Genomic DNA, 23424 nt, shown 5'->3' on the forward strand with positions numbered 1-23424 from the left:
ATATTATAATTGCAAATAACACCATAAAAACCACGAAAAATAATAGCGGCCTGAGTTTTTAAATTAATTAAAACCATAAAAACCTTTCACTCCTTTAAAACACCTTTTCTAATTTGCGGCACCTCACATATTACCGGTCAGCATTACTCTTATACTCCCTGCACAAATTGACACAGGGGATTCATAATGAGTACAACTGACGACACCTATTCTGTTACTGCGGGATCTTCCTGCGTTAAACAGCTCTCATTAAAAGAAAAATGGTGGCACATTCTCGATACCTGGAAAATCGGCATTATTCCGTTACCGCTGTTCGCCATGGCGGGGCTACTTATCGCAATAGATTGTCTTGACGGCAAACTGCCGAGCGACATCGTGGTGATGGTCGCCACGTTAGCGTTCTTTGGGTTTGCCTGTGGCGAGTTCGGCAAGCGTCTGCCTTTTATCGGCAAGATGGGCGCAGCGGCGATTTGCGCCACGTTCATTCCTTCCGCGCTGGTCTATTACGGCCTGCTGCCGGATGTCGTGGTGGAGTCCACCACCAAGTTCTACAAAAGCACCAATATTCTGTATCTCTACATCTGCTGCATTATCGTGGGCAGCATCATGAGCATGGATCGCAAAGTGCTGATCCAGGGGTTCATGCGTATTTTCTTCCCAATGTTGTGCGGCGAAGTGGTTGGCATGCTGGTCGGGATGGGGGTCGGTCTGGCGCTGGGCATGGAACCCTTTCAGATTTTCTTCTTCCTGATCTTACCGATCATGGCCGGTGGCGTGGGTGAAGGTGCCATCCCGCTGTCCATTGGTTACGCAACCTTATTACACATGGACCAGGGTGTGGCGCTGGGTCGCATCCTGCCTATCGTGATGCTGGGCAGCCTGACGGCTATCGTGATCTCCGGTTCTCTCAATCAGCTAGGTAAACGCTATCCACACCTCACCGGCGAAGGTCAGCTGATGCCGTCTGCTAAAAATGCCACAACGGAAAGCAACACGCCGACAGTGGCTGGCGGTAAAACCGATGTCACGACCATTGCCTCAGGTGCATTACTGGCCGTTCTGCTTTATATGGTGGGCATGCTGTTACACAAGCTGATTGGTCTTCCTGCACCGGTCGGGATGCTGTTTGCGGCTGTTGGCCTGAAACTGGCGCACGGCGTTTCTCCCCGCCTGCTCGAAGGTTCTCAGGTGGTGTACAAATTCTTCCAGACTTCCGTCACCTACCCGATTTTGTTCGCCGTCGGTGTCGCCATCACACCGTGGAATGAACTGGTTGCCGCATTCACGATTTCTAATCTGCTGGTCATTGTCAGCACTGTTGCAGCGCTGGTCACCACCGGCTTTTTCGTCGGCAAGAAAATTGGCATGCACCCGATTGATGTCGCCATCGTTTCCTGCTGCCAGAGTGGCCAGGGCGGTACCGGTGATGTCGCCATTCTGACTGCCGGTAACCGCATGCAACTGATGCCATTTGCCCAAATAGCCACACGTATTGGCGGGGCCATTAATGTCTCGGTTGCCCTGCTGGTGCTCGGCAACTTCCTCGTCTGATGCCGCGCTAACTCTTTTTTAATTCAGGATATTTTTATGAAACTGGCAAGTTATCTTTATCAGGGGCGCAAGTCCTACGGCATCGCAACCGGGCACGGCATGATCGACCTTGGTCGCCATCTCGGTCAGCGTTATCCGGACCTCAAAGCCCTGCTGGCAGGCAATGCACTGGCACAGGCTCAGGCGCTGGCGACCCTGCCCGCAGATGTGGATATCGACGATCTGACTTTTCTGCCGGTCATCCAGAATCCGGAAAAAATTCTCTGTGTTGGTATGAACTACGCCGAAAAACGCAAAGAATTTGACCAGCATAATCCGGCACCGACATTGTTCGTCCGCTTTGCTGATTCACAAACCGGCCACGCTTCTCCCGTCATCAAACCGAGCCGTTCTGTCGAATTTGATTACGAAGGTGAACTGGCAGTGATTATCGGTTCTGCCGGGGAAAATATTTCCCGCGAAAACGCCCTGGCGCACGTCGCCGGCTACAGCTGCTATATGGACGGTTCCGCCCGCGACTGGCAGCACACCTGGTTTACCGCCGGTAAAAACTGGCCGCAGACCGGTGCGTTCGGGCCGTGGATGACCACGGCCGATGAGATCCCAGACCCGCACACACTGGCAATCCGCACCTGGCTGAACGGTCACATGGTACAGGACGACAACACCCGCAGCATGATCCACAACGTTGCCGAACTGATTGAGTACATCAGCACCTTTACCTCACTGAGTGCCGGTGACGTGATCATTACCGGTTCGCCAGGTGGGGTAGGTAAAAAGCGCGTACCGCCGCTGTTTATGAAACCCGGCGATCGCATCGAAGTAGAAATTGAAAAGATTGGTCATCTCAGCAATGTAATTGTTGCGGCAGAAACCAAGGTTGCCGCCGGCCGTCAGGTGAGCCATGCCCGGGCGGCTCACTAACCTCTTAAAACCAACTGACCTGGCCGGGCATTCAGCCCGGCGTTTTAAACATTGCGTCGACTTACACCAGACATCAGGAATGCATTATGTTCAGCCGTGACGAACCCGACTTTTATGTCATCTCTGTCAGCCAGCCACCGAAAGGCATGCTGGAGGATATCCGCGCCTTGTTGCAACAAAGCCAGTTAGGTATGGATGACGACATAGAGCAGTTCGTGGTGGCCTGCTCGGGCCGCCGGCTGGTCGGATGCGCAGGTCTGGTCAGCAACATTATCAAATGCGTTGCCGTGGCTGCCGACTGGCGCGGCGAAAACCTCAGCGCCAGATTGCTGGGTGAAGTGGAAAATCTGGCGGTATCTGGCGGAAAATTCCATTTATTTCTGTACACCCGGCCGTCAAATCGGGAGCGCTTTCGTGGCTGCGGGTTTTACCCGCTGGTCCAGTGGGACGACGTCGCCGTGCTGATGGAAAACACACCCGTGGGCATCAGTCAGTACTGCTGCGGTTTACAGCGCCATTATCATCATGGCCAGCGCATCGGTGCGGTGGTGATGAACGCCAACCCGTTCACTCTCGGGCATCGCTTTCTCACCGAACAGGCGGCAGCAACCTGCGACTGGCTGCATGTCTTTGTGGTAAGCGAAGACGTGTCGTATTTCCCGTTTCAGGAACGTCTTGAAATGGTCCGTATGGGGGTCGCGGACCTGCCCAACGTGACGGTGCATGTCGGTTCTGAATACCTAATCTCCCGCGCAACCTTTCCCGGCTATTTCCTCAAGGATGCGGGGCTGGTGAATCAGGCGTGGAGCGTGATGGATTTGCTGATTTTCCGTCAGTACATCGCCCCGGCATTAGGGATTACGCATCGTTTTGTGGGCAGCGAACCTTTCTGTCCGGTGACTCATCAGTACAACTGCGACATGCATGACTGGCTGGAAGCACCTGCCCGCCTGGCGTCGCAACCGCTGAAGGTGACGGAGTTGCCCCGCAAACGTCATGCCAGCGGCAGGGCAATTTCGGCATCTGAAGTGCGTGCGCTGCTCCGGACGCATCAGTTACCGCGTATCCGCGACATTGTTCCGCCCAGTACTTACGCCCACCTTGAGCAACATTATTCCGCCACTGCGCCCGCGGATCCGGTGCATGGCGATGTTCTTATTATTTCACCCTCACTTTGTTAACAGCAGGAAAAACCCATGAAAATTGTGAAGGAGGCGCTGGCAGGAACGGTTGAATCCAGCGATTTACTGGTAAAAATCGCCCCGGCCAGTGAGCTGAATGTGGTGATCAGCAGTGAAGTCGCCAAACAGTTTGGCGATCAGATCCGCCGTGTCGTGAATGACACCCTGAATACACTCGGTGTTATCGCGGGTCTGGTGATTATTGAAGACAAAGGTGCACTGGATTGCGTCATTCGTGCCCGGGTACAAAGTGCAGTACTGCGTGCGGCACAGGCTGAAGAGATTAACTGGGAGATGTTACGATGAAAAAACTCCGCCGCAGCATGCTGTTCCTGCCGGGGGCCAGTGCCGCCATGTTATCCACGGCATTCATTTATCGCCCTGACTCCATCATGTTTGATCTCGAAGATGCCGTTTCACTGCGTGAGAAAGACACGGCACGCATTTTAGTTTTCCATGCGCTTTCACACCCGATGTATCGCGATATCGAAACCGTAGTGCGTATCAACCCGCTCAGTACACCGTTTGGCCTTAAAGATTTGGAGGCCGTGGTACAGGCGGGTGCGGATGTGGTGCGCTTACCCAAAACCGATACGCCGGACGATATTTTTGAGCTGGAAGCGCATATCGAACGCATCGAGAAGGCCTGCGGGCGCGAAGTCGGTTCCACCAAAGTGATGGCCGCCATCGAATCAGCTATTGGTGTAATCAATGCCGTGGCGATCGCCCGCTGTTCGCCGCGTCTGATCGGCATTGCGCTGGCGGCTTTCGATTATGTGATGGATATGCAAACCGAGCGCGGCGACGGCACCGAACTGTTTTATGCCCGCTGCGCCGTGCTACACGCGGCACGTGCCGCCGGAATTGACGCCTTCGACGTGGTGTATTCCGACATTAATGATGAGGCCGGTTTCCTGCGTGAAGTGGAGCTGATCCGCAAAATGGGCTTTAACGGCAAATCCCTGATCAATCCGCGACAGATTGAGCTGTTACACAACGCTTACGCGCCGACGCAGGAAGATGTGGACTATGCGCACCGGGTGATTGCCGCCGCAGAAGAAGGCGAGCGCAACGGGCTGGGCGTGATTTCGCTCAACGGCAAGATGATCGATGGCCCGATCATCAACCATGCGCAGGTGGTACTTGAACGCGCCAGCGCATCCGGTATCCGTCGCTAGCCTTTAATTTTGTACAGGAATATCAAGCTAATGAGTCATTTAACTGAAACTTTGCACAGTCTTTATCCGCAGCTCAGACATCTGGTTGCCTTTGACGGTGCGCACCGTAATACGCCATATCTTTCCGATCCTGATGCCCGTCTGCATCGTAAATTATGCGATTCGCTGGAACAGGCGATTGCGCGCAGCGGCCTGAAAGATGGCATGACCATTTCCTTCCATCATGCTTTCCGTGAAGGTGATCAGGTTATTAATAATGTCGTCGCCACGCTGGCAAAACTCGGCTTTAAAAACCTCACGCTGGCATCCAGTTCACTGATGACCTGTAATGATGCGCTGATCGAACATATCCGCCACGGTGTCATCACCCAAATCTATACCTCGGGGATGCGTGGCAAACTGGCCGATGCTATTTCTCACGGGCTGATGGACCAACCGGTACAAATCCACTCGCACGGTGGTCGGGTTAAATTATTGCAGGACGGCGAACTGAACATTGATGTCGCATTCCTTGGCGTGCCGTGCAGCGATGAATTCGGCAATGCCAATGGTACACAGGGTAAATCCTGCTGTGGTTCGCTGGGCTACGCCATGGTGGATGCGCAATTCGCCAGAACCGTGGTGCTGCTGGCCGAAGAACTGGTGCCCTTCCCTAATATGCCCGCCAGCCTGGTGCAGGATCAGGTGGATTACATCGTTAAAGTCGATCAGGTCGGTGATCCGGCGAAAATCAGCGTCGGCGCTGCCCGTGTCACCAGTAATCCGCGTGAACTGATGATCGCCCGTACGGCGGCTGAAGTCATTGAATACTCGGGCTATTTCAAACCGGGATTTTCGATGCAAACCGGTTCCGGCGCGGCGGCCACGGCCTGCACCCGTTTCATGGAAGAGAAAATGGAACGCCACCAGATCACCGCCCGTTTTGCCCTCGGAGGCATCACCGGCAGTCTGGTGGATTTGCATGAAAAAGGTCTGATTCAAACGCTGCTGGATACGCAATGTTTCGACGGTCAGGCGGCGGCGTCACTTAGCCGTAACCCGCAGCACATCGAGATATCCACCAACGTTTATGCTAATCCGGGTGCAAAGGCCGCGAGCTGCGACCAGCTGGATATCGTCATTCTGAGCGCGCTGGAAATCGATACCGGTTTTAACGTTAATGTCATCACCGGTTCCGACGGTGTCATGCGTGGCGCGTCCGGCGGTCATTGCGATGTTGCCAGTGCGGCCAATCTGACCATTGTCGTCGCGCCTTTATTGCGCAGCCGAATTCCGACGGTGGTGCGCCGCGTCACCACCCGTGTAACGCCGGGGGAAAGCATCGATGTGCTGGTGACTGATCATGGCATCGCTGTCAACCCGGCACGTCCGGAAATCCGGCAGCGACTGGAGGAGGCGGGTCTGAAAATCATGGACATCGAGGCGTTGTATCAGCGGGCGATTTCCCTGACCGGCGAACCGAAACCGATTGAATTCACTGACCGCATCGTGGGTGTTATCCGCTATCGCGACGGCAGTGTCATTGACGTGGTTCATCAGGTAAAAGAGGACGCATAAATGACCATCATGACGCCTGCTGATGCAGGCGTCAGCCTTGAGGATTTGTTGGCAGCAAAGGAACTGCGGGCCAAACGACAAACCCACTGGCTGACTCAATTCTCGCAACCGCTGATTTCACTCACGCTGGTAACGCCGGGGCCGGTGAAAGACTCTGTCGTGTATCGTCAGGTTATGCGTGAGGCATTGCAACGTGCCGAAGTCATGTTGCTGCAACATGGCTGGCCGGTACTGAAACAACAGGTCTTCTGGCTGCCCACCGGTGCGGAAGCGTTCTGGTGCGTGAAACATCCTGCGCCGGAAGTGAAAGCGGCTACGGTTGAACTGGAACAATCACATATCCTCGGGCGTTTATGGGATTTCGATGTGATCTGCCCGCAGGCGGGCATTGTGGGCCGCCGTTCGCTCGACAATGCCAGCCGCCGCTGTCTGATTTGCGATGGCCCCGCCCATGCCTGCGCCCGTTCGCGCCAGCACCCGCTGCCGGAAGTTATCGCCAAAGTGGAGGCACTGATTGATGGCTGGCACCGTATGCTCTGAACATCCTGTCTCTACTGACATTGCCGCACTGGCAGCCGAAGCGTTGCGCCGTGAAGTCTGGCTGACCCCCAAACCGGGGCTGGTGGACAGTGCCAACAACGGCTCGCACAGCGACATGGATTTGCCCCTGTTTCTGCGCAGCATTGATGCCATCACGCCCTGGCTCCATCAGTTTTTTACTCTTGGTCAGCAGGATTTTCTGCAACCCTCACAGGGGATGCTGATGCGCATCCGTCCGACCGGACTGGCCTGTGAGCAGGCGATGTTCGGCGCAACACAGGGGATTAACACCCACAAAGGCGGCATCTTCTCGCTCGGGTTATTGTGCACCGCCGCAGGCAGACTGATCGGACAACGCCGGTTGCTGACCCGCAATCGCTTATGTGCTGAAGTGGCCGCCATGACGCAAGGGTTGGTTGAGCGCGAATTACAACACTGCTGCCAGCCGGTGTCGGCGGGTGAACGGCTGTTTGTGGCACACGGGATGACCGGTGCCCGGGGCGAGGTACAGAGCGGATTCCTCACTTTGCGTCGCCACGTTTTTCCATACTGGTATCAGGAAAGCCATTCTGAACGCCGCAGCCTTAATGCTTTGCTGCGCCTGATGGCCTATAACCCCGACACCAATCTGGTGGCACGCGGCGGCCTCAGCGGATTACGTTTCGTACAGGATTATGCCCGCCGGTTACTGAACACAGGCTGGCAGACGGAGGATTTACAGCAGATGGACAACGCCCTGATAGCCCGTCATCTCAGCCCCGGAGGCAGTGCGGATTTGCTGGCAATTGCCATCGTGCTGATGGCTTTCCCACAATGAGCCCGGTGCCTGAAATAACCCGCATGCTGGTTCCCGGATTGCGTGACAGCGAAGCCGGGCACTGGCAAAGCCGCTGGCATGAACAATATCCCCACTGGCTGCGCATAAAGCAGCGCAACTGGGCGCAGGTTGATCTTGAAGGCTGGATTACTGCCATTGACCGTGAGCAGAAAAAGGCCCCTTCCCCGCTGCTGCTGATCGGCCACAGTTTTGGCGCGCTCGCAAGCCTGGTGTGGGCGAACCGTCATCCGCAACTCACGGCGGGTGTGATGCTGGTCGCTCCTGCCGAGCCCATGCGGTTCGGGCTCAATGATGACATTCTTCCTGTACCGCTGGCCGTACCGGGGCTGCTGGTCGCCAGCCATACCGATCCGTTGCTGACCTTTACCCGGGCAGAGTTTTGGGCGCAGACGTGGCGCTGCGAACTGGCAGATATCGGGGAGGCCGGACATATCAATGTGGAATCAGGGTTCGGCGACTGGCCGTGGGGGCTGACGAAACTGGAGGTATTTGCCGCGCAACTGGCGGCAAACTTATCGGACTAAATGCGCGACAGGGTGTTCAGTAGTGCATTACTCAACAATGCGGGATTGTGTTTGCGGCGCAGGCCTGGATTTCTGACAGCACAGGAAAATCATGACCAGCAGCGGGATCCAGCCCAGTACAATACCCAACGTGATTTTCATCCACACATAGGTTTCCGGCGAGGCGTACTGCATCAGGATGGTATTCAGCAGGCGCGAAACAATACCTGCCAGATAAACACCGCCAAACCACCAGCCGGAGCGGTTGATGTCGTGCATACGCCGGATCCCGACCGCGAGAAGCGGTAATGCCGTCGCCAGGGCAAACAAAGTATAAGCAACCCCGGCGTAAAAAATGCTGTAAGGATTCCCCGCCAGCGCGAACAGGAATGAAACGCCCATGGTCAGCAAAATAATAATCAGCAAATTACCCAGCGCAAATGTCCAGAACTCCTTGCGGGTCGCGCAGCCACGGAAATCTACATACTTTTTCCAGCCCTGCAAATAACACTGCCATAACGTCATTTCATCACATCCTTTTGCCTGTTCATCTGATATTTCAATGGGTTTTTTAATAGGTAAAGAATTAAAGCGTTTTCTTACTGCCCCCGCAACTGCTGCGCCAGAATATTGAGCTGATCGGCTATCAGGTTGAGATCTTTCTCCTGCTGCCCCGGCGCACGGGTGGAATTACGCACCACCAGCTTCGCAGGCAGAATTTTCGATGACATCGTCTCAGGGTTTTCGGCCAGCAAATGTTCAACCGCCTCTTTGCTCTGCAAATCGAGATCCAGTGAGACGGTGGTCAGTGCCGGATGAAAGAAAGCGCTGTCGTAGGTGTCATCGTATCCGATGATCGACACGTGCTGCGGGATGGCCACATTGTGCTGATGAAGCGCACTGATGACGCCAAGCGCCATCTGGTCATTTCCCACCAGCATGGCGGTGAATTGCGGAGTTTCACGCAAAATCTGCAACGCGCTGTAATAACCGCTTTTTGCACTCCAGTCGCCGTGAATAACCGTCACCGGCTGGATGCCCTTCTCTGCCAGCGTTTCCTGCCAGCTTTCCAGACGTAAACGGGAAGAGACAGAATCCTCCGGTCCCGCCAGCAAGGCAAATTCGCGGTGCCCTAAATCATGCAGATATTCCACGCTGGCGCGTGAACCGTCAGCCGGATTAAAGCAGACATTAAACACCGGGCTGGTGGGATCGACGTCAAGAAAAAGACACAGGATGTCGCGGTTATTTTCATAAATCCGTCCCGCCTCGGCGCTTTCCAGCGGAATGTTGATGATGACACGCTCAACACGTTGTGATTTCAGTTCATTAATCGAGTCCTGAATGCTCTGGTTGACGTCTCCGTCAATCATTGAAATCAGTACCTGATACCCGGCCTGATGCGCATATTTCTTCACTGACGCGGCAATTTGCGAAGGCGCGTGTAGCGCCAGTGACGTCGTGACAAGTCCGATGGTAAAACTCTGCTTCCCCACCAGTTGCTGTGCCAGCCGGTTCGGCACGTAGCGCAAAACTTCAATGGCCTGTTCAACTTTCAGACGCGTGGCATCTGAGACATTGGCCGATTTGTTTAACACCCGCGAAACCGTCTGATACGAAACACCGGCATAGCGGGCAACATCCTCTAATGTCGAACTTTTTGATTTCATTCTTTCCCCAGACCGCAACCCGTGATTTTGCTCAATCCTATGATAATCGAGCCAACGTACGGGATCTCATTTAAAAGTTCAATCCGGGTGACCGGCAATGCATAAGTTATACGTTAACATTGAATATATTCGTGATTTATATCACTCACGATTTATCAATAATCCATAACTTGTAGACATATATCACATTTCACAATATGTAAAATTGATCATTATTGTTTCTGGGTATCTTATAGATTCCGTAAATGTGAACGTCATACAATCATAAGGAAAAAAAATGAAACACAACTTACGCACTCTGGCTGTGGCGGTTTCCCTCGCCATCACAGCGGCCCCTGCCGTGGCAAATGATATTGATTTTCATGGATATCTGCGTTCGGGCGTGGGGGTTTCTGGCGGTGGCAGTCTGGAACAATTCCAGAAAAATAAAGTCGGGCGTCTGGGCAACGAAGATGACACCTACGGCGAAATTGAACTGGGCAGCGAAGTTTACAAGAAAGATGACGTGAGTTTTTACGTCGACTCCATGGTCAGTATGGTGTCTGACGGCTCTAATGATGATGAAAACACCTTAAATGACGATGCACAGTTCGGCCTGCGCCAGTTGAATCTGCAAATCAAAGGGCTGGTCCCCTGGGATAAAGATGCCGTGATCTGGGGCGGTAAACGTTATTACCAGCGTCACGATTTACACATCATCGATACCAAATACTGGAACATTTCCGGTGCCGGTGCCGGTATTGAAAATCTTAAAATGGGTGAAGGCGCGCTTTCTCTGGCGTGGATCCGTGGCGATGCCAATGACGTAGATTACCGCGTGGACGGTAATAATGATGTGAACATCAACTACATCGACGTACGTTATGCCGGAATTAAACCCTGGAGCGGTGCGTGGATGGAAATCGGTGCCGACTACGCCATGCCAAATCTGTCGCATGACCAGAAAGAGTACGGCGGCCTGTATGATGCGGATAACGGCGTGATGCTGACCGGTGAAATCAGCCAGGACATGTGGGGCGGCTATAACAAACTGGTATTGCAGTACGCGAATAAAGGTCTGGCGCAGAACATGATTTCACAGGGCGGCGGCTGGTACGATATGTGGAACTATACCAATGATGCCACCGGTTATCGCGGCATCATCACCGGTCTTATCCCGATCACCAGTAAGTTCAGCCTTAACCATGTGCTGACCTACGGCCACGCAGAAAACATCACTGATTACACCGATACGACTGAACTGGTTTCTCTGGTGGGACGTGCGCAATATCAGTGGACTGATTATGTACGCACCATCGGTGAAGTCGGTACGTTCTACCAGAAAGATGATTACAAGACCGGGGCGAGTTACAAACAAGGCGGTCAAAAATATACACTGGCGATGGGGCTGGCAGCCGGGCCGGAGTTTATGTCACGTCCTGAACTGCGTGTGTTCGCGTCTTATCTGAATGATTCGGAGCATGGCGATACGTTTGATGATCATACCAAAGCGGATACGTGGAACTTTGGTGTTCAGGTCGAAGCCTGGTGGTGATTTTTTTCTTCCTTGAAGCTGCAACTGCGTTAGCTACGTTTGCTCACCCGAATCACTGACATAAGTCAGCTCATCGGGACTCGCTCACTTGCTGCCTTGCTGCAACTCCAATGGATTTGAAAAAACAGGTGTTAATTATTAAAAAAATATCCTCATTGTAATAAAGCGACAGACGAAACTTAATTTCTCTTGTAGGGGATCGTTACGTTTTTTCTCCGCACAGCAGCATCATTATTATCATTTATAGAAAGCAGAAATAATAAAGGCAGCCTTGTGTCGGGCTGCCTTTATTTTTAGTGCGTTTACGTAAGAGAGATTAATTACTTTTTAAACCAAACTTCTCAGTCATTAATTTCTTCAGGCTGTCGGACTGCTTACCAAATATGGCATGCACTTCCTGACCGATGATTACCACGCCAATCGCGCCGGTCTGCTGGATAGCGCCGGAGTTCACCCGCCTGAGTTCTTTTACCGTCACCCGCAAACGGGTAATGCAGGCATCAACGTTAATAATATTATCGCGCCCGCCGAGTGCATCAATTAATAACGCCACATCAGTCGGTGGCGGGATCTCATTTTCAGGGCTTTTATTCTTCGCAGAGAATACATGCATAAAGTCTTTAATATTTACCATGATGAACACTCTCTTTCAGGAATGAAAAAAAACGTGCAACCGGAAAAACCTGATTGCACGTGGTTGTTAAAAATAAGAGTTTAAGAAATGGCAGATAAACGGCGCGACAGGATCTGACAACCGAATGCCGGCAGCGTCAGTTTGCGGGGTAATACACCGCCATGCACCATGTCGCGGTAATCATCCGGCAACGTCACCGTCTGACTGTCTGCGGCGTAGTTTTGCAGGAAGATAAATTCATTTTCGCCGTCTGTGCGACGTGCTGCGGTGACACCCTCCGGTAAATCCGTTTCTATCGCCCGCGGCAACTGCATTTCTTTCGCCAGCGCGGTATAAAAATCAGCATGGAATTGCTGATCGTTGCGCGAAGCCAGGTAATAGGCCTGGCCTTTGCCAAACAGATTCACGGTCACCGCCGGGGTTCCCGCGTAGAAATCCTCGCCATACGTTGCCAGTGCTGCCGCGCCTTCAAGATGAATCACTTCACACAATTTGCTGGCACGGTACGGACCGTTTAAGCCCAGCGCGTTGCCTTCGGTACCGCTGACACTGTTGTGCTGGTCATCAGTCAGGCTGTCGATTTCTTCCGCCCAGATCCCCAGCACCGGACGCAACGGCCCCGGGAACCCGCTGAGGAAACACAAATCTGTTTCGTTAACGATACCACTCCAGTAAGTTGCGACAAACCGGCCACCGGCCTGCACGAACGCAGTGATCCGCTCACCGACGCCTGCCCGCACCATATACAGCATCGGCGCAATCACCAGGTCGTAACCGGTTAAATCGCAGTCGGCGTTGATCACATCGACCGCAATGCCCTGCGACCACAGTGCGCGGTAATGTCCGGCGACGGTATTTTCATACTCCAGCCCTTCATTACGCGGCCCGAGGGAATCGTCCATCGCCCAGCGGCTTTCCCAGTCGAAGATAATCGCCACTCTGGCTTCTACGCGGCTGCCTGCCACCGGCGCCAGTGCGGATAAAATCCTGCCCAGTTCAGACACTTCGCGTCCGACGCGGGTATCAATATGCCCGACGTGATCAACCACCGCGCCGTGGAATTTCTCCGAAGAACCACGGCTTTTACGCCACTGGAAATATTGCACCGAATCCGAACCGTGCGCGACTGCCTGCAGGGAGGACAAAATGTGCATCCCCGGCTTTTTCAGTTTGCTAACCGGCTGCCAGTTGGTGAAACTCGGCGTCGATTCCATCAGCACAAAGGGTTTGCCCTGTTTCAGGGTACGCATCAGGTCGTGATACATCGCGGTATACGCCGCCAGACCAATATCGTCTTTGCGGGTGTGCCACATCGGATAACTGTCCCACGAGATAAAATCCAGCACACTGGCCAGTTTCCAGTAATCGTAATCGTAGAAATATTCCATGAAATTGGTGGTCGCCGGTAACGCCGGGTTCTCCGCTTTCAGCGGACGGATTTCCTCACTGTAAAAACGGGTCACCTGATCGGTATTAAAACGACGCCAGTCGAGATTCAGCCCATGAATGCCACTTTCGCCCTGTGGTGATGGTGATTCAATCTGCGCCCAGTCGGTATAAGTGTGGCTCCAGAAGGTGCTCCACCAGGCCTTATTCAGCGCATCCAGTGTGACATAACGGGCTTTCAGCCAGTCGCGGAAACGGGTCTGGCAAAAATCACAATGGCACTCGCCACCGTATTCGTTGGAAATATGCCAGCCGATGACGGCCGGATGATGTGCGTAGCGCTTCGCCAGCGCGCTGTTCATCACCTGAACTTTTTCGGCATACACCGGCGAACTCATGCAGTGATTATGACGTCCGCCATGCAGCGCTTTTACACGGTCGCGCCCCACACGCAGGACTTCCGGGTACTTTTGCGACATCCACGCAGGACGCGCCCCGCTTGGGGTGGCGAGAAATACCGAAATGCCGTTTTCGTGCAAACGATCCAGCACCTGATCCATCCAGCCAAACGTGAAATGGCCTTCTTCGGGTTCCAGCGCTGACCAGCTGAAAATTCCGACTGACATGACATTACAGCACGCCTCTTTCATCATTTCGACATCACGAATCAGGACATCGGGGCTCTCCAGCCACTGTTCCGGATTGTAATCCGCGCCATGTAACAGGCCGGAAATCTTACTGCTCAGAGGAGGAAATTTCGTCATGCTTGGGTCCTTAGGAACTTTAAGAAATATTCACACCCCGGCCAATCCGGCCGGGGAAAAAGGGATTAATTGAAGACTTTGATGGAAGGAAGAACCTGGCCGTCACAGCTGAACAACGCCTGATTTTCGCGGGCGTTGCCCTCTTTCCAGTGATCATTGATGTAGGTCATACCGGCAGGTGTCGCCCAGCCGGCGCCGTCAACAGCGATCCAGGTCGGTTCCCAGTAGAAAAGGCCCTTGCCGCGATGATCCGGCACGGCCACCAGGCTTTTGATCAGATCGCTGAGGAAATCGGCCTGGCCCTGCACCGTGCCCGGATAGCCGCCGTCTTTGGCTTCTTTTTCCGTGAAACTGTTTTCAGCTGCATCACAGTTTTTGGTGGTATAGCCGTAAGCCACTTCCACGACGATCACGTCTTTGTTGTAGCGTTTGCTGATGTCATCCATATTGGTCTGCAATGCTGAAATCGGGCCATTCCAGTAAGTATAAAAAGACAGGCCAATCACGTCATAAGGCACGTTGCGACGGTTGATTTCATCGAACCACCAGCGGAAGGTATCGTTCTTGGTGCCTTCAGCCAGATGCAACATAATTTTGATATCTGACGGATTTTTTTCGTCCGCGCGGACACCGGTAATCGCCGCATTCAGCAACCCGGCCAGACGGTCAAACTCGCCGCCGCCCGCGCCCCAGCTTTTGCCTTCCGGCCACAAAATGCCGCCGTTCATTTCGTTACCGACCTGCACCATATCCGGCACGGTGCCCTGTGCGCGGAATTTGGCGATCACGTCACGGCTATAATCATGAATGGCAGTTTTCAACTGCGGATAATCCATTTTCTCCCAGCTTTTTGGCTTGAACTGTTTGCCGGGATCGGTCCAGAAATCGCTGTAATGAAAATCAAGCAGGATTTTAAAACCCAGGGCTTTAGCGCGTTTCGCCAGTTCCAGCGTGGTGGCCAGATCGTTATTTCCGCCGCCGTACGGATGGCCCTGTGCATCTTTCGGATCCACCCATAAGCGTAAACGGACGTAGTTAAAACCGTTCTGCCTGAGGATCACCATCGCATCGGTCTGTTTGTGGTTCTGGTCAAAGAACTTGCCGCCGTGTTTCTCCACATCTATCAGCGTCGAGATATCGGCACCCCTGATGAAATCTGCGGGCACGTTAGCGACTTTTTTGATCACCACATCCTGTGCCACACCGGAGAACGACATGGCCAGCAGTACGCAGGCCATTGCGCTTTTATTGAAAATCTTCTTAGAAAATAAAGACATCGGATTATCCTTTTGTACTGCCAGCCGTCAGGCCGGAAACGAAGTATTTTTGTAAGGCGAGATAGAAAATGGCGACCGGTACGGCGATCAGTACCGCCCCTGCGGCGTACATGGTGTAATTAGCCCCCATTTTTTGCGCCACCAGGTTGTACAGGCCAATCGGCAAGGTGTACTTATCCGGTGTACGCAAAATGGTGCTCGAAAGAATGAAATCCCCCAGCGGGCCGGTGAAGGAAAACAGCGCTATCACCGCCAGGATCGGCTTCGACAGCGGCATGATGATTTCGATGAAAATGCGGAAATTACCGGCGCCGTCCATCCGCGCTGATTCATCCAGATCTTTCGGAATGGCATCGAGATAGCCTTTCATCAGATAGGTGTTCATTGGGATCATGCCGCCGACGTAAATCAGTACCAGCGCCAGATGGCTGTTGATAAGCCCCAGTAATTGCGCCAGCACGAAAATGGCGATCAGCGCCGAAAACTGCGGGATCATCTGCAATAAAAGGAACAGCATCAGCCCGTCTTTCCGGCCTTTAAAACGAAAGCGCGAGAAGGAATAAGCGGTAAAACTCACGCAAATCAGGGTCAGGATCATGGTCAGGAAACTGATTTTCATCGAGTTCCAGTACCAGCCGACATAATTCACTTCACCGTTAAATAAGTCTTTGTAATGCTGGAACGAGACATTCTCCGGAATAATCGACGTACTGAGCAGGCTGTTACCGGCATTGAGTGACGCACCGACTGTCCAGATAAGCGGATAAATAATAATTACCCCCACCATCAGCAACAGTAAATAACTCAGCGCAAGGCGGATAAACCGGTTTCTTTTAATACTGGTGTGTTTACTCATATTCCTTCTCCCGGTTACGCCATATCATCTTGTTTAAATGAATTCGTTGACCGGAATTGCCACAACGCAATACCGACTACAAATATCGACAGCAGAATTGTAATGGTCGCCGCAATAGCATATTGCGAAGATGACATGGTGAGTTTATATATCCACGACACCAGAATATCCGTTCCGCCCGCATTCGAACCGGCCACCGCCGGGCCACCGTTATTAAACAGATAGATGATATTGAAATTATTAAAATTGAAGGTGTATTGCGTAATAATAATTGGCGCAATGGAATATAAGACCAGCGGCAACGTAATGGTTTTGAGTTTCTTCCAGGTACTGGCACCATCCATCGTCGCGGCTTCATATAAATCGTTCGGGATAGCCTGCAATACGCCGGTAGTCATGGCAAACACAAACGGGAAGCCCAACCAGGTCTGCATCATGATCAGCGCTGTTTTGGTCCAGAACGGATCGGTCAGCCAGGCTTTAGGCTCAATACCTAAGGCCGCCAGAATGCCGTTGTTAATGACGCCAAATGAATCATTGAACATACCCGCAAATACCAGAATGGTAACGAAACCCGGCACCGCCCACGGCAATATCAGCACGGTGCGGATCAGTGCCTTGAAGCGCAAATCTTTCTGATTCACCAGAATCGCCAGCATGACACCCACCGTACATTGCAGCGTGGTCGCCAGCACCGTCCAGACCACCGTCCATTGCAATACATCCAGCAATGTGGAGCGCCAGATATTGAGCGTGAAAATATTAATAAAGTTTTTGAACCCCACCCAGTCGACTAATTTCGCCGGTGGCGTGTGATATAAATTGTAATTAGTAAACGCGATTGAGAAGCCGAATATAATCGGAAAAACCACCACAAACACCAGTAAAATAAAACCCGGTGTGATCATTAGATAGGGAAAACCTTCACGCAGCAGCAAATGATATTGCTTACGCACGCTGGGTAATTCCATGCCCTGGTCACGGCGTTTACCGTTTGCCCATGCATCGCGCAGGCTCCAGTAATAAAAAGCCGCACCGAATGCGCCAATCAGCAGGCTGATAATGCCTTTGGCGAGCAGAAATATCGAATTATCACGCGGTACTTCTTCACCCAGCGTATATAAACCCCATAATCCCTGACGCAGGAAATCATAGAACACGCCGGCGAAACAAATAAGAATGATAAAAAACAGTATTCCCTTGGCCCATTGCCGGTTATAAAACTGCCCAAAACCGGGGATCAGCGCCACAGCCAGCGCCACCGGTGCATGGTGGCTGGGGGAAAATGGCGCCGGGTTTTCCTCATGAAGACGCATAGACACAAAGATGTTCCTTTCACTGGTGAGGGAGTGAAATCACTCCCTCCTGTCAGACATACGGGGTTTCAGCAAGCGTTACCGGTTACTCGTTGCTGGCTTTCGCCGCTTCGATTTGCATCTGAATATTTTTCACCGCATCGTTGAGCGCGGCATCAACCGGTTGTTTGCCGGTCACACCCAGCTGAATACCGTTATTCGCCGGACCCCAGACTTCCTGCATTTCCGGTACACCCGGCATGGCCGTCGCGCGGGTAGACTGCTCTGCCACCGCGTTGGCTTTTTCATCGTTTTTAATCATCGGATCGTTAACCAGCGCCGTCAGAGCAGGGATTTCCTTGGTCACTTCGTAGCGCACTTTGGCGTACTTCGGCTGGTTGATGAAGGTGATGAATTTCTCCGCCAGCGGTTTTTGCTTGCTGTAAGTTGAAACCGCATAACCTTTCACGCCGAGGAATGAACTCATCGGTTTGCCGTTTGGCAGCAGCGGTAACGCTTTAACACCATAGTGAATACCCGCCGCTTCATATGGCTGGAAGGCCCACGGACCGGTGATCACCGCAGCCGCTTTCTTCTCAGTAAACAGCGAGTCGATAGCGTTCAGCCCGTTATCACCGACAATCCCTGCCGGGAATAACCCGTCGGCATAGAATTTCTTCAGATAAGTAATGGCTTCAATGCTGCCCGGTTTGTTCAGGCCGATATCTTCAACGTTGATTTCACCCTTCGCATCTTTACCGAAAATGTAGCCCCCCATGGAAGCCATCGCGCCATAGGCGTAATACACTTCGTCAAACTTGGCTAACAGGCCGTATTTGCCTTTCGCCCTTTCGGCTTTGGAGAAGGTGTAATATTCGTCGAGGGTCGCCGGTGCCTGCGGCAGTAAATCTTTGTTGTAAATCAGCACCAGCGTTTCGACTGCTTTCGGCACACCGTAGGTTTGTCCTTTAAGCTGGAAGGCGTTTAACGCCGGCGGTGTGAAGCTGGCAAGAAACGTTTTGTCGAGATTCAGCGGTGCCAGTAACCCCTGTACCACGGCCGTGCCCAGCTGATCATTAGGGATCACGACGACGTCAGGGCCGATGCCTGCCGGACCATCCAGACGTAATTTCTCCGTTTGTTGTGCATAAGGCGTTTCCTGCACAACGACTTTGACATTGTTCTCTTTTTCAAAATCTTTCACCGCGTCGGAAATACCGGAAGATTTCTTAATATCCTCCCAGATAAGCAGTTGCCCCTCGGCTGCCCGGACGGCCTGGCTGCTCAGACTTAACGACATCAGTACCAAGGCAGTAAGGTGTGTAATTTTCATTGTTGCTCCTGGATGTGAAGGTATAACATTTTTGTAGGGTTTATAACGACACTCAATCTAAAATCTTTGTACCAAACCCCATAAAAGCTGATTCAATACTGATTAATGTCGCCTTAAAAACTATGTTATACGTTAAACTTACAAGCTATAAATCACTACAAAAAGATGCGCATTGTGTGATCTTCTCTCCAAAATTCGAACCCGCTTGTGCAAACGCTTACACAAGGTGGTTATAGTCCGAAACATCAGCGGTATGAATTCTTTATGAGGTCTCACATGTCCAGCATCAGACTTAAAAATGTGGTCAAGCGTTTTGATAAAACAGTGACATTACATGGCATCAATATTGATATTGAAGACGGCGAATTCACCGTTTTCGTCGGGCCATCAGGATGCGGTAAGTCCACCCTGCTGCGCATGATTGCCGGGCTGGAAGAGATTACGGAAGGAGACGTTTACATCGGCGAGCAGCGGGTGAATGACGTCGATCCTTCCCGGCGTGGTGTGGCGATGGTGTTTCAGTCTTACGCGCTGTATCCGCACATGACCATTGCAGAAAACATGGGTTACGGGCTGAAAGTCAACGGCGTGCCGAAAGAAGAAATTCGTCATCAGGTGGAGATGGTCGCCAAAACGTTGCAGCTTTCTCATCTGCTGGACAGAAAACCGAAACAGCTTTCCGGCGGACAGCGCCAGCGAACCGCCATCGGGCGTGCGATTGTGCGTAATCCGCAGGTATTTATGTTCGATGAGCCCCTGTCTAACCTTGATGCAGAGCTGCGTGTGGATATGCGGTTACACATTTCCAAGCTGCACCAGGAACTGAAAACCACCATGGTGTATGTGACACACGATCAGACTGAAGCCATGACACTGGCCGATAAAATCGTGGTGATGAATTACGGCAAAGTCGAGCAAATGGGCGCACCGATGGATCTTTACTACAATCCGGTGAATCAGTTTGTCGCGGGGTTTATCGGATCACCCAAAATGAATTTCCTGCCTGCTGAAGTGATCCGCTGGCAGCCGGAACAGCTCGAAGTACGCCTGACGCCGGAGAAGACCCTGACACTGGCACTGAGCACCTCTGAACTGTCGGCGGGTGATAAAGTCACGCTTGGGATCCGCCCTGAACATTTGCTGTCGCAGGAAACCGAAAACGTGCTGGAATTTAACTGCGAAGTGGTAGAGCGGCTGGGCAACAGCACGTATCTGTTTGGTCAGTGTTATGGCATTGATGGCTTTAAAATGCTGCTGCCGGGCGACATGGCTTTCAACCCTTATCAGAGCCTGACCACCTGGTTTGATGCCAAACGTTGTATGGTGTTCAGCGAAGACGGCCTGCGCATCAGCGCGCCCAGCCTTTCTCATCTGCATTAATTAATCTTTTCAGGCCGCGTTGCCGGGAGACTTCACCTCCCGGCTGTTTCAGTGTTATATCTCTTTATCATGATTTTCATATGAGAGATTTCCATGCCACTTCACTGCCGGATTCTTGATGATTACCAGAATGTTTCCCTGTCGCTGGCTGACTGGCAGTCACTTGCACCACAGGTGGAATGCCGTGCGCTGACAGAACATATTGCCGACGAAAATGCCCTCGCTGAAACGCTGAAAGATGCCGACATTGTGGTGATTATGCGCGAACGTACGCCATTCACCGCTGCACTGTTTGCCCGCCTGCCCAATCTGAAACTGCTGATCACTTCCGGCATGCGTAATGCGTCGGTTGATCTTGTCGCTGCGAAAAAACATGGCGTGACGGTCTGTGGCACCGGCAGCGGACAGGCCGCGCCGGTTGAGCTGACGTGGGCCCTGATCCTCGGGCTGGCACGGCATCTGGTCACGGAAAATAATGCGCTACGCCACAACGGCCCGTGGCAAAGCACGCTGGGCGTCGGCCTGAGCGGTAAACAGCTTGGTCTGCTGGGGCTGGGGAAAATTGGCCAGAAGGTGGCCCATATCGCGCAGGCCTTTGGCATGGAGGTGTGCGCGTGGAGTCATAATCTGACTGCAGAACACGCCGCAGCACATGGCGTAAAATTCTGCACATCAAAAGAAGCGTTACTGCAAACCAGCGACGTGGTTTCCATTCATCTGGTGCTCGGCGAGCGCACACGCGGCTTACTGGGTGCGAAAGAACTGGCACAGATGAAACCCTCTGCCCTGCTGATCAATACGTCGCGCGCCGCCATTGTCGATCAACCCGCCCTGCTCAGTGCGCTGCAAAACAGTCAGTTAGCCGGTGCCGGACTTGATGTCTTTGATGCCGAGCCATTGCCGGCCGATCATCCTTTCAGAACGCAACCGAACGTGCTGGCGACACCCCATCTGGGTTATGTCGCCGACAGTAATTATCAGGTGTACTTCACCGAAGCGGTCGAGAATATCCGGTCATTTCTGGCGGGTAAGCCGCTGCGTGTGCTGGATTAGTGCAAACGTAAAAAAACCGGGTATCCACCCGGTTTTTGCTTTCAGCGGCGACGAAATTACTTGGTTTCGTTGGCTTTGATTTCGCCCATTGCTTTCAGTTTCTTGGACATTTCACGACGTTCTTTCGACAGGTCTGCATTGCGGATGATGTAGTCATCAACGCGATCTTCATAGTCGCCGCGCATGCTGGCAATGATCGCCTGAATTTCGTCGATGCTCATGCCTGGTTTGATGTAATCACTCAGGTTATCGAGCAGCAGAACGCGTTTCTGGTTGTCACGGATTTTCTTTTCGTTGTCAGCAATTTCACGTTGTAATTTGTTTTTACGACGGAAAATGCGCACAAACTCCAGAACGTCCTGGAAACTCGGCTTGTTGATATTGTCCATTTTAACACCTTCGATTAAGTTACACAGATTCAGTGACTGACTTGTCGCAACCGCTTGGTCTGCCTTACCGGCAGTTAGCAGGAAGACTAGCAAAGATCGGGCGGTGCGCTCAGATAATCGTCCAATAAGACCATCTTACCCGTTTTAGACCGCAGACAAAAATCCCTTCATGCTTTTGGCGTTTTAACGCTGCTTATTTGAGCGTCTTCTTTTTGCATCGTCATGGTGATCAGGTCTCCCATCGCCCGCAGTTGTTCCGCGACCTGCGAACTCAGCCACACATAGCCGTACACCTGCGCTTCCAGATGGTGTGCGGCATTCATTTCCGCCATCAGCGCTTTCAGTTCTTCTGCAGATTCATTCAGCTGATGATTGATCGTCAGTTCATCACCTTTGGTACCGTTCATCAGCATCAGACTGAGTTTTTCCAGCGTATCGAGCATCAGCCGTTGCGCGCTGCGCAGCGTGCGGGCATTGAGCATCAGGAAATGGCTTTCGCGCGAACTCCAGTAGGCATCGGCCAGCAGTTCAAGAGTACACAACAGATTACGGCTCAGAGTCTGGATAGCGTCAAACACTTCACGCGGAATATGCGATTCCTTACTGGCGGGAGCAAACAGAGAACGCATTTTGACCATCTGCCCCATCGTGGTTTTCATTTTACCGTGCAACTGCGGGCGTTCAAGCATGTTCGGCGACAGCCAGGCGCTGTAAAGTTTATTCAGCGACATCAGGTAATCGGCCATCTGCATGCGCCAGTGAATAAACGCGCGCTGGGGGTAAATACTGGCGAAAAGCAGTGCCAGCAGGGAGCCGAAAATCACATCACCGGAACGCCACAGTGCAGTATTCATATCGCCAGGTCCCGCGCCACACACGACCGCCAGCGTAATCCCAATCAGCAGCGCCATATACGGACGCTTGCCGAGAGTCAGATAACCGCTGACGAACATCACAATCCCGCACCACATCAACATCAGCGGAAAGGAATAGAGTTCAAGCCATAAGGCTATCAACCCTGAGAGTGAACCGAATACGGTGCCGGTGATGCGCTCCAGCACCCGCTGAACCACATTCCCCCAAAAGGAAATCGGCCCCATCACCACCACCATTGTGATCAGCGGCCAGGTGCCTTCAGGGATTTTTGTCAGCCGGACAATCAGGAATGTCAGAATAAACGCCACCGCAATACGCAGGGCGTGAGTAACTCTGTAATTACGGTAAATGATGTTATCCAGCTGAGAAATTTTCTTGTCGAGACGCACGTTGAGCCTGCCGTAAGGCATAAATACAAAGAAGGCGCTAGTTTAGCCGAGTTACCAGAGGGGATCACCCTGGTTTTATCAGGGATTGGGTACGGTGAGACGGAAAAGCGGACCTCCGGGATTTATTTAACAACCGGCCCTGGATTGTGCCAGTATTTTGGAATGGGGTTAAAGGAAGCTTCGGAAGGAAAATACTCTCTTCTCAGTGACAATATCCTTCGGTGCATTTACTGCTTATCAGACGGGGTTTGTGCTTATCTTCTAAGTCTGGTCGCAAAATTAAGAAAATTTATTAACAATAACAAGTCAATATTTT

General features: G+C 52.4%; 22 protein-coding genes. 12 read left to right on the plus strand and 10 right to left on the minus strand.

Annotation, left to right across the window (positions count from 1 at the left end; translation table 11 throughout):
* Nucleotides 1-186 precede the first annotated feature (186 nt).
* The 9 genes from EVX52_RS09460 to EVX52_RS09500 all read left to right on the plus strand — a co-directional run bounded on the left by EVX52_RS09460 (nt 187) and on the right by EVX52_RS09500 (nt 8293).
* Nucleotides 187-1551, plus strand: a complete 1365-nt coding sequence (locus EVX52_RS09460) for a 2-hydroxycarboxylate transporter family protein (protein WP_129991164.1) — start codon at nt 187-189, stop codon at nt 1549-1551.
* 36 nt (nt 1552-1587) lie between these two features.
* A complete protein-coding gene (locus EVX52_RS09465) occupies nt 1588-2475 on the plus strand; it encodes a fumarylacetoacetate hydrolase family protein (protein ID WP_129952576.1) in 888 nt (295 codons plus the stop codon).
* A gap of 86 nt (nt 2476-2561) precedes the next feature.
* Nucleotides 2562-3656: a [citrate (pro-3S)-lyase] ligase gene (gene citC / locus EVX52_RS09470; RefSeq protein ID WP_129991165.1), complete on the plus strand. Its 1095-nt coding sequence runs from the start codon at nt 2562-2564 to the stop codon at nt 3654-3656.
* A gap of 15 nt (nt 3657-3671) precedes the next feature.
* On the plus strand, nt 3672-3962 hold the full coding sequence (gene citD / locus EVX52_RS09475; RefSeq protein WP_129991166.1) for a citrate lyase acyl carrier protein: 291 nt from the start codon (nt 3672-3674) through the stop codon (nt 3960-3962).
* Nucleotides 3959-4834, plus strand: coding sequence for a citrate (pro-3S)-lyase subunit beta (gene citE, locus EVX52_RS09480; RefSeq protein WP_129991167.1), 876 nt, complete (start codon nt 3959-3961; stop codon nt 4832-4834). The genes citD and citE overlap by 4 nt, the downstream gene beginning before the upstream one ends.
* Before the next feature lie 30 nt (nt 4835-4864).
* Nucleotides 4865-6391, plus strand: coding sequence for a citrate lyase subunit alpha (gene citF / locus EVX52_RS09485; protein ID WP_129952572.1), 1527 nt, complete (start codon nt 4865-4867; stop codon nt 6389-6391).
* The gene (gene citX, locus EVX52_RS09490) at nt 6392-6931 is read left to right on the plus strand and encodes a citrate lyase holo-[acyl-carrier protein] synthase (protein ID WP_129952571.1); all 540 of its coding nucleotides are present in this window, start codon (nt 6392-6394) and stop codon (nt 6929-6931) included.
* Nucleotides 6909-7748, plus strand: coding sequence for a triphosphoribosyl-dephospho-CoA synthase CitG (citG, locus tag EVX52_RS09495; protein ID WP_129991168.1), 840 nt, complete (start codon nt 6909-6911; stop codon nt 7746-7748). Before citX ends, citG begins: the two co-directional genes overlap by 23 nt.
* Entirely contained in the window at nt 7745-8293 is a 549-nt protein-coding gene (locus EVX52_RS09500; RefSeq protein ID WP_129952569.1) for an alpha/beta hydrolase, read from the plus strand. Before citG ends, EVX52_RS09500 begins: the two co-directional genes overlap by 4 nt.
* Before the next feature lie 27 nt (nt 8294-8320).
* Here EVX52_RS09500 and EVX52_RS09505 read toward each other — a convergent pair whose 3' ends face one another.
* Together EVX52_RS09505 and EVX52_RS09510 are read right to left on the minus strand one after the other, a co-directional pair.
* Nucleotides 8321-8797, minus strand: a complete 477-nt coding sequence (locus EVX52_RS09505) for a DUF805 domain-containing protein (protein ID WP_129952568.1) — start codon at nt 8795-8797, stop codon at nt 8321-8323.
* A gap of 74 nt (nt 8798-8871) precedes the next feature.
* A complete protein-coding gene (locus EVX52_RS09510; protein ID WP_129952567.1) occupies nt 8872-9942 on the minus strand; it encodes a LacI family DNA-binding transcriptional regulator in 1071 nt (356 codons plus the stop codon).
* Nucleotides 9943-10219: 277 nt separating this feature from the next.
* Here EVX52_RS09510 and EVX52_RS09515 point away from each other — a divergent pair, with 277 nt between their 5' ends.
* Nucleotides 10220-11476 carry a maltoporin gene (locus tag EVX52_RS09515; RefSeq protein ID WP_129991169.1) on the plus strand — a complete coding sequence of 419 codons (1257 nt, stop codon included), beginning with the start codon at nt 10220-10222 and terminating at the stop codon, nt 11474-11476.
* Nucleotides 11477-11792: 316 nt separating this feature from the next.
* Here the strand turns inward: EVX52_RS09515 and EVX52_RS09520 are convergent, their stop codons facing one another.
* The 6 genes from EVX52_RS09520 to EVX52_RS09545 form a co-directional block, all read right to left on the minus strand.
* Complete coding sequence (locus EVX52_RS09520; RefSeq protein ID WP_129952565.1) at nt 11793-12110, minus strand: glucose PTS transporter subunit EIIB; 318 nt, start codon at nt 12108-12110, stop codon at nt 11793-11795.
* Nucleotides 12111-12190: 80 nt separating this feature from the next.
* The gene (locus EVX52_RS09525; protein ID WP_129991170.1) at nt 12191-14260 is read right to left on the minus strand and encodes a beta-galactosidase; all 2070 of its coding nucleotides are present in this window, start codon (nt 14258-14260) and stop codon (nt 12191-12193) included.
* 65 nt (nt 14261-14325) lie between these two features.
* Nucleotides 14326-15477: an arabinogalactan endo-beta-1,4-galactanase gene (locus EVX52_RS09530; RefSeq protein ID WP_240783459.1), complete on the minus strand. Its 1152-nt coding sequence runs from the start codon at nt 15475-15477 to the stop codon at nt 14326-14328.
* Between the two features lie 64 nt (nt 15478-15541).
* Complete coding sequence (locus EVX52_RS09535; RefSeq protein WP_129952562.1) at nt 15542-16393, minus strand: sugar ABC transporter permease; 852 nt, start codon at nt 16391-16393, stop codon at nt 15542-15544.
* Nucleotides 16394-16407: 14 nt separating this feature from the next.
* Nucleotides 16408-17709: a carbohydrate ABC transporter permease gene (locus tag EVX52_RS09540; RefSeq protein ID WP_165385176.1), complete on the minus strand. Its 1302-nt coding sequence runs from the start codon at nt 17707-17709 to the stop codon at nt 16408-16410.
* 85 nt (nt 17710-17794) lie between these two features.
* Nucleotides 17795-19021, minus strand: coding sequence for an extracellular solute-binding protein (locus EVX52_RS09545; RefSeq protein ID WP_129991173.1), 1227 nt, complete (start codon nt 19019-19021; stop codon nt 17795-17797).
* Nucleotides 19022-19297: 276 nt separating this feature from the next.
* On the opposite strand from EVX52_RS09545, the gene EVX52_RS09550 reads away from it, so the two are divergent.
* The gene (locus EVX52_RS09550) at nt 19298-20401 is read left to right on the plus strand and encodes an ABC transporter ATP-binding protein (RefSeq protein ID WP_129952560.1); all 1104 of its coding nucleotides are present in this window, start codon (nt 19298-19300) and stop codon (nt 20399-20401) included.
* A 93-nt stretch (nt 20402-20494) separates the two neighbouring features.
* Nucleotides 20495-21454 carry a D-2-hydroxyacid dehydrogenase family protein gene (locus EVX52_RS09555; RefSeq protein ID WP_129952559.1) on the plus strand — a complete coding sequence of 320 codons (960 nt, stop codon included), beginning with the start codon at nt 20495-20497 and terminating at the stop codon, nt 21452-21454.
* Between the two features lie 56 nt (nt 21455-21510).
* Here the strand turns inward: EVX52_RS09555 and EVX52_RS09560 are convergent, their stop codons facing one another.
* Nucleotides 21511-21843, minus strand: coding sequence for a DUF496 family protein (locus tag EVX52_RS09560; protein ID WP_013574907.1), 333 nt, complete (start codon nt 21841-21843; stop codon nt 21511-21513).
* Between the two features lie 167 nt (nt 21844-22010).
* A complete protein-coding gene (locus tag EVX52_RS09565) occupies nt 22011-23108 on the minus strand; it encodes an FUSC family protein (RefSeq protein ID WP_129952558.1) in 1098 nt (365 codons plus the stop codon).
* Nucleotides 23109-23424 lie beyond the last annotated feature (316 nt).

Source organism: Rahnella sp. CFA14(1/10) (assembly GCF_004195095.1).
Lineage (GTDB): Bacteria > Pseudomonadota > Gammaproteobacteria > Enterobacterales > Enterobacteriaceae > Rahnella > Rahnella perminowiae.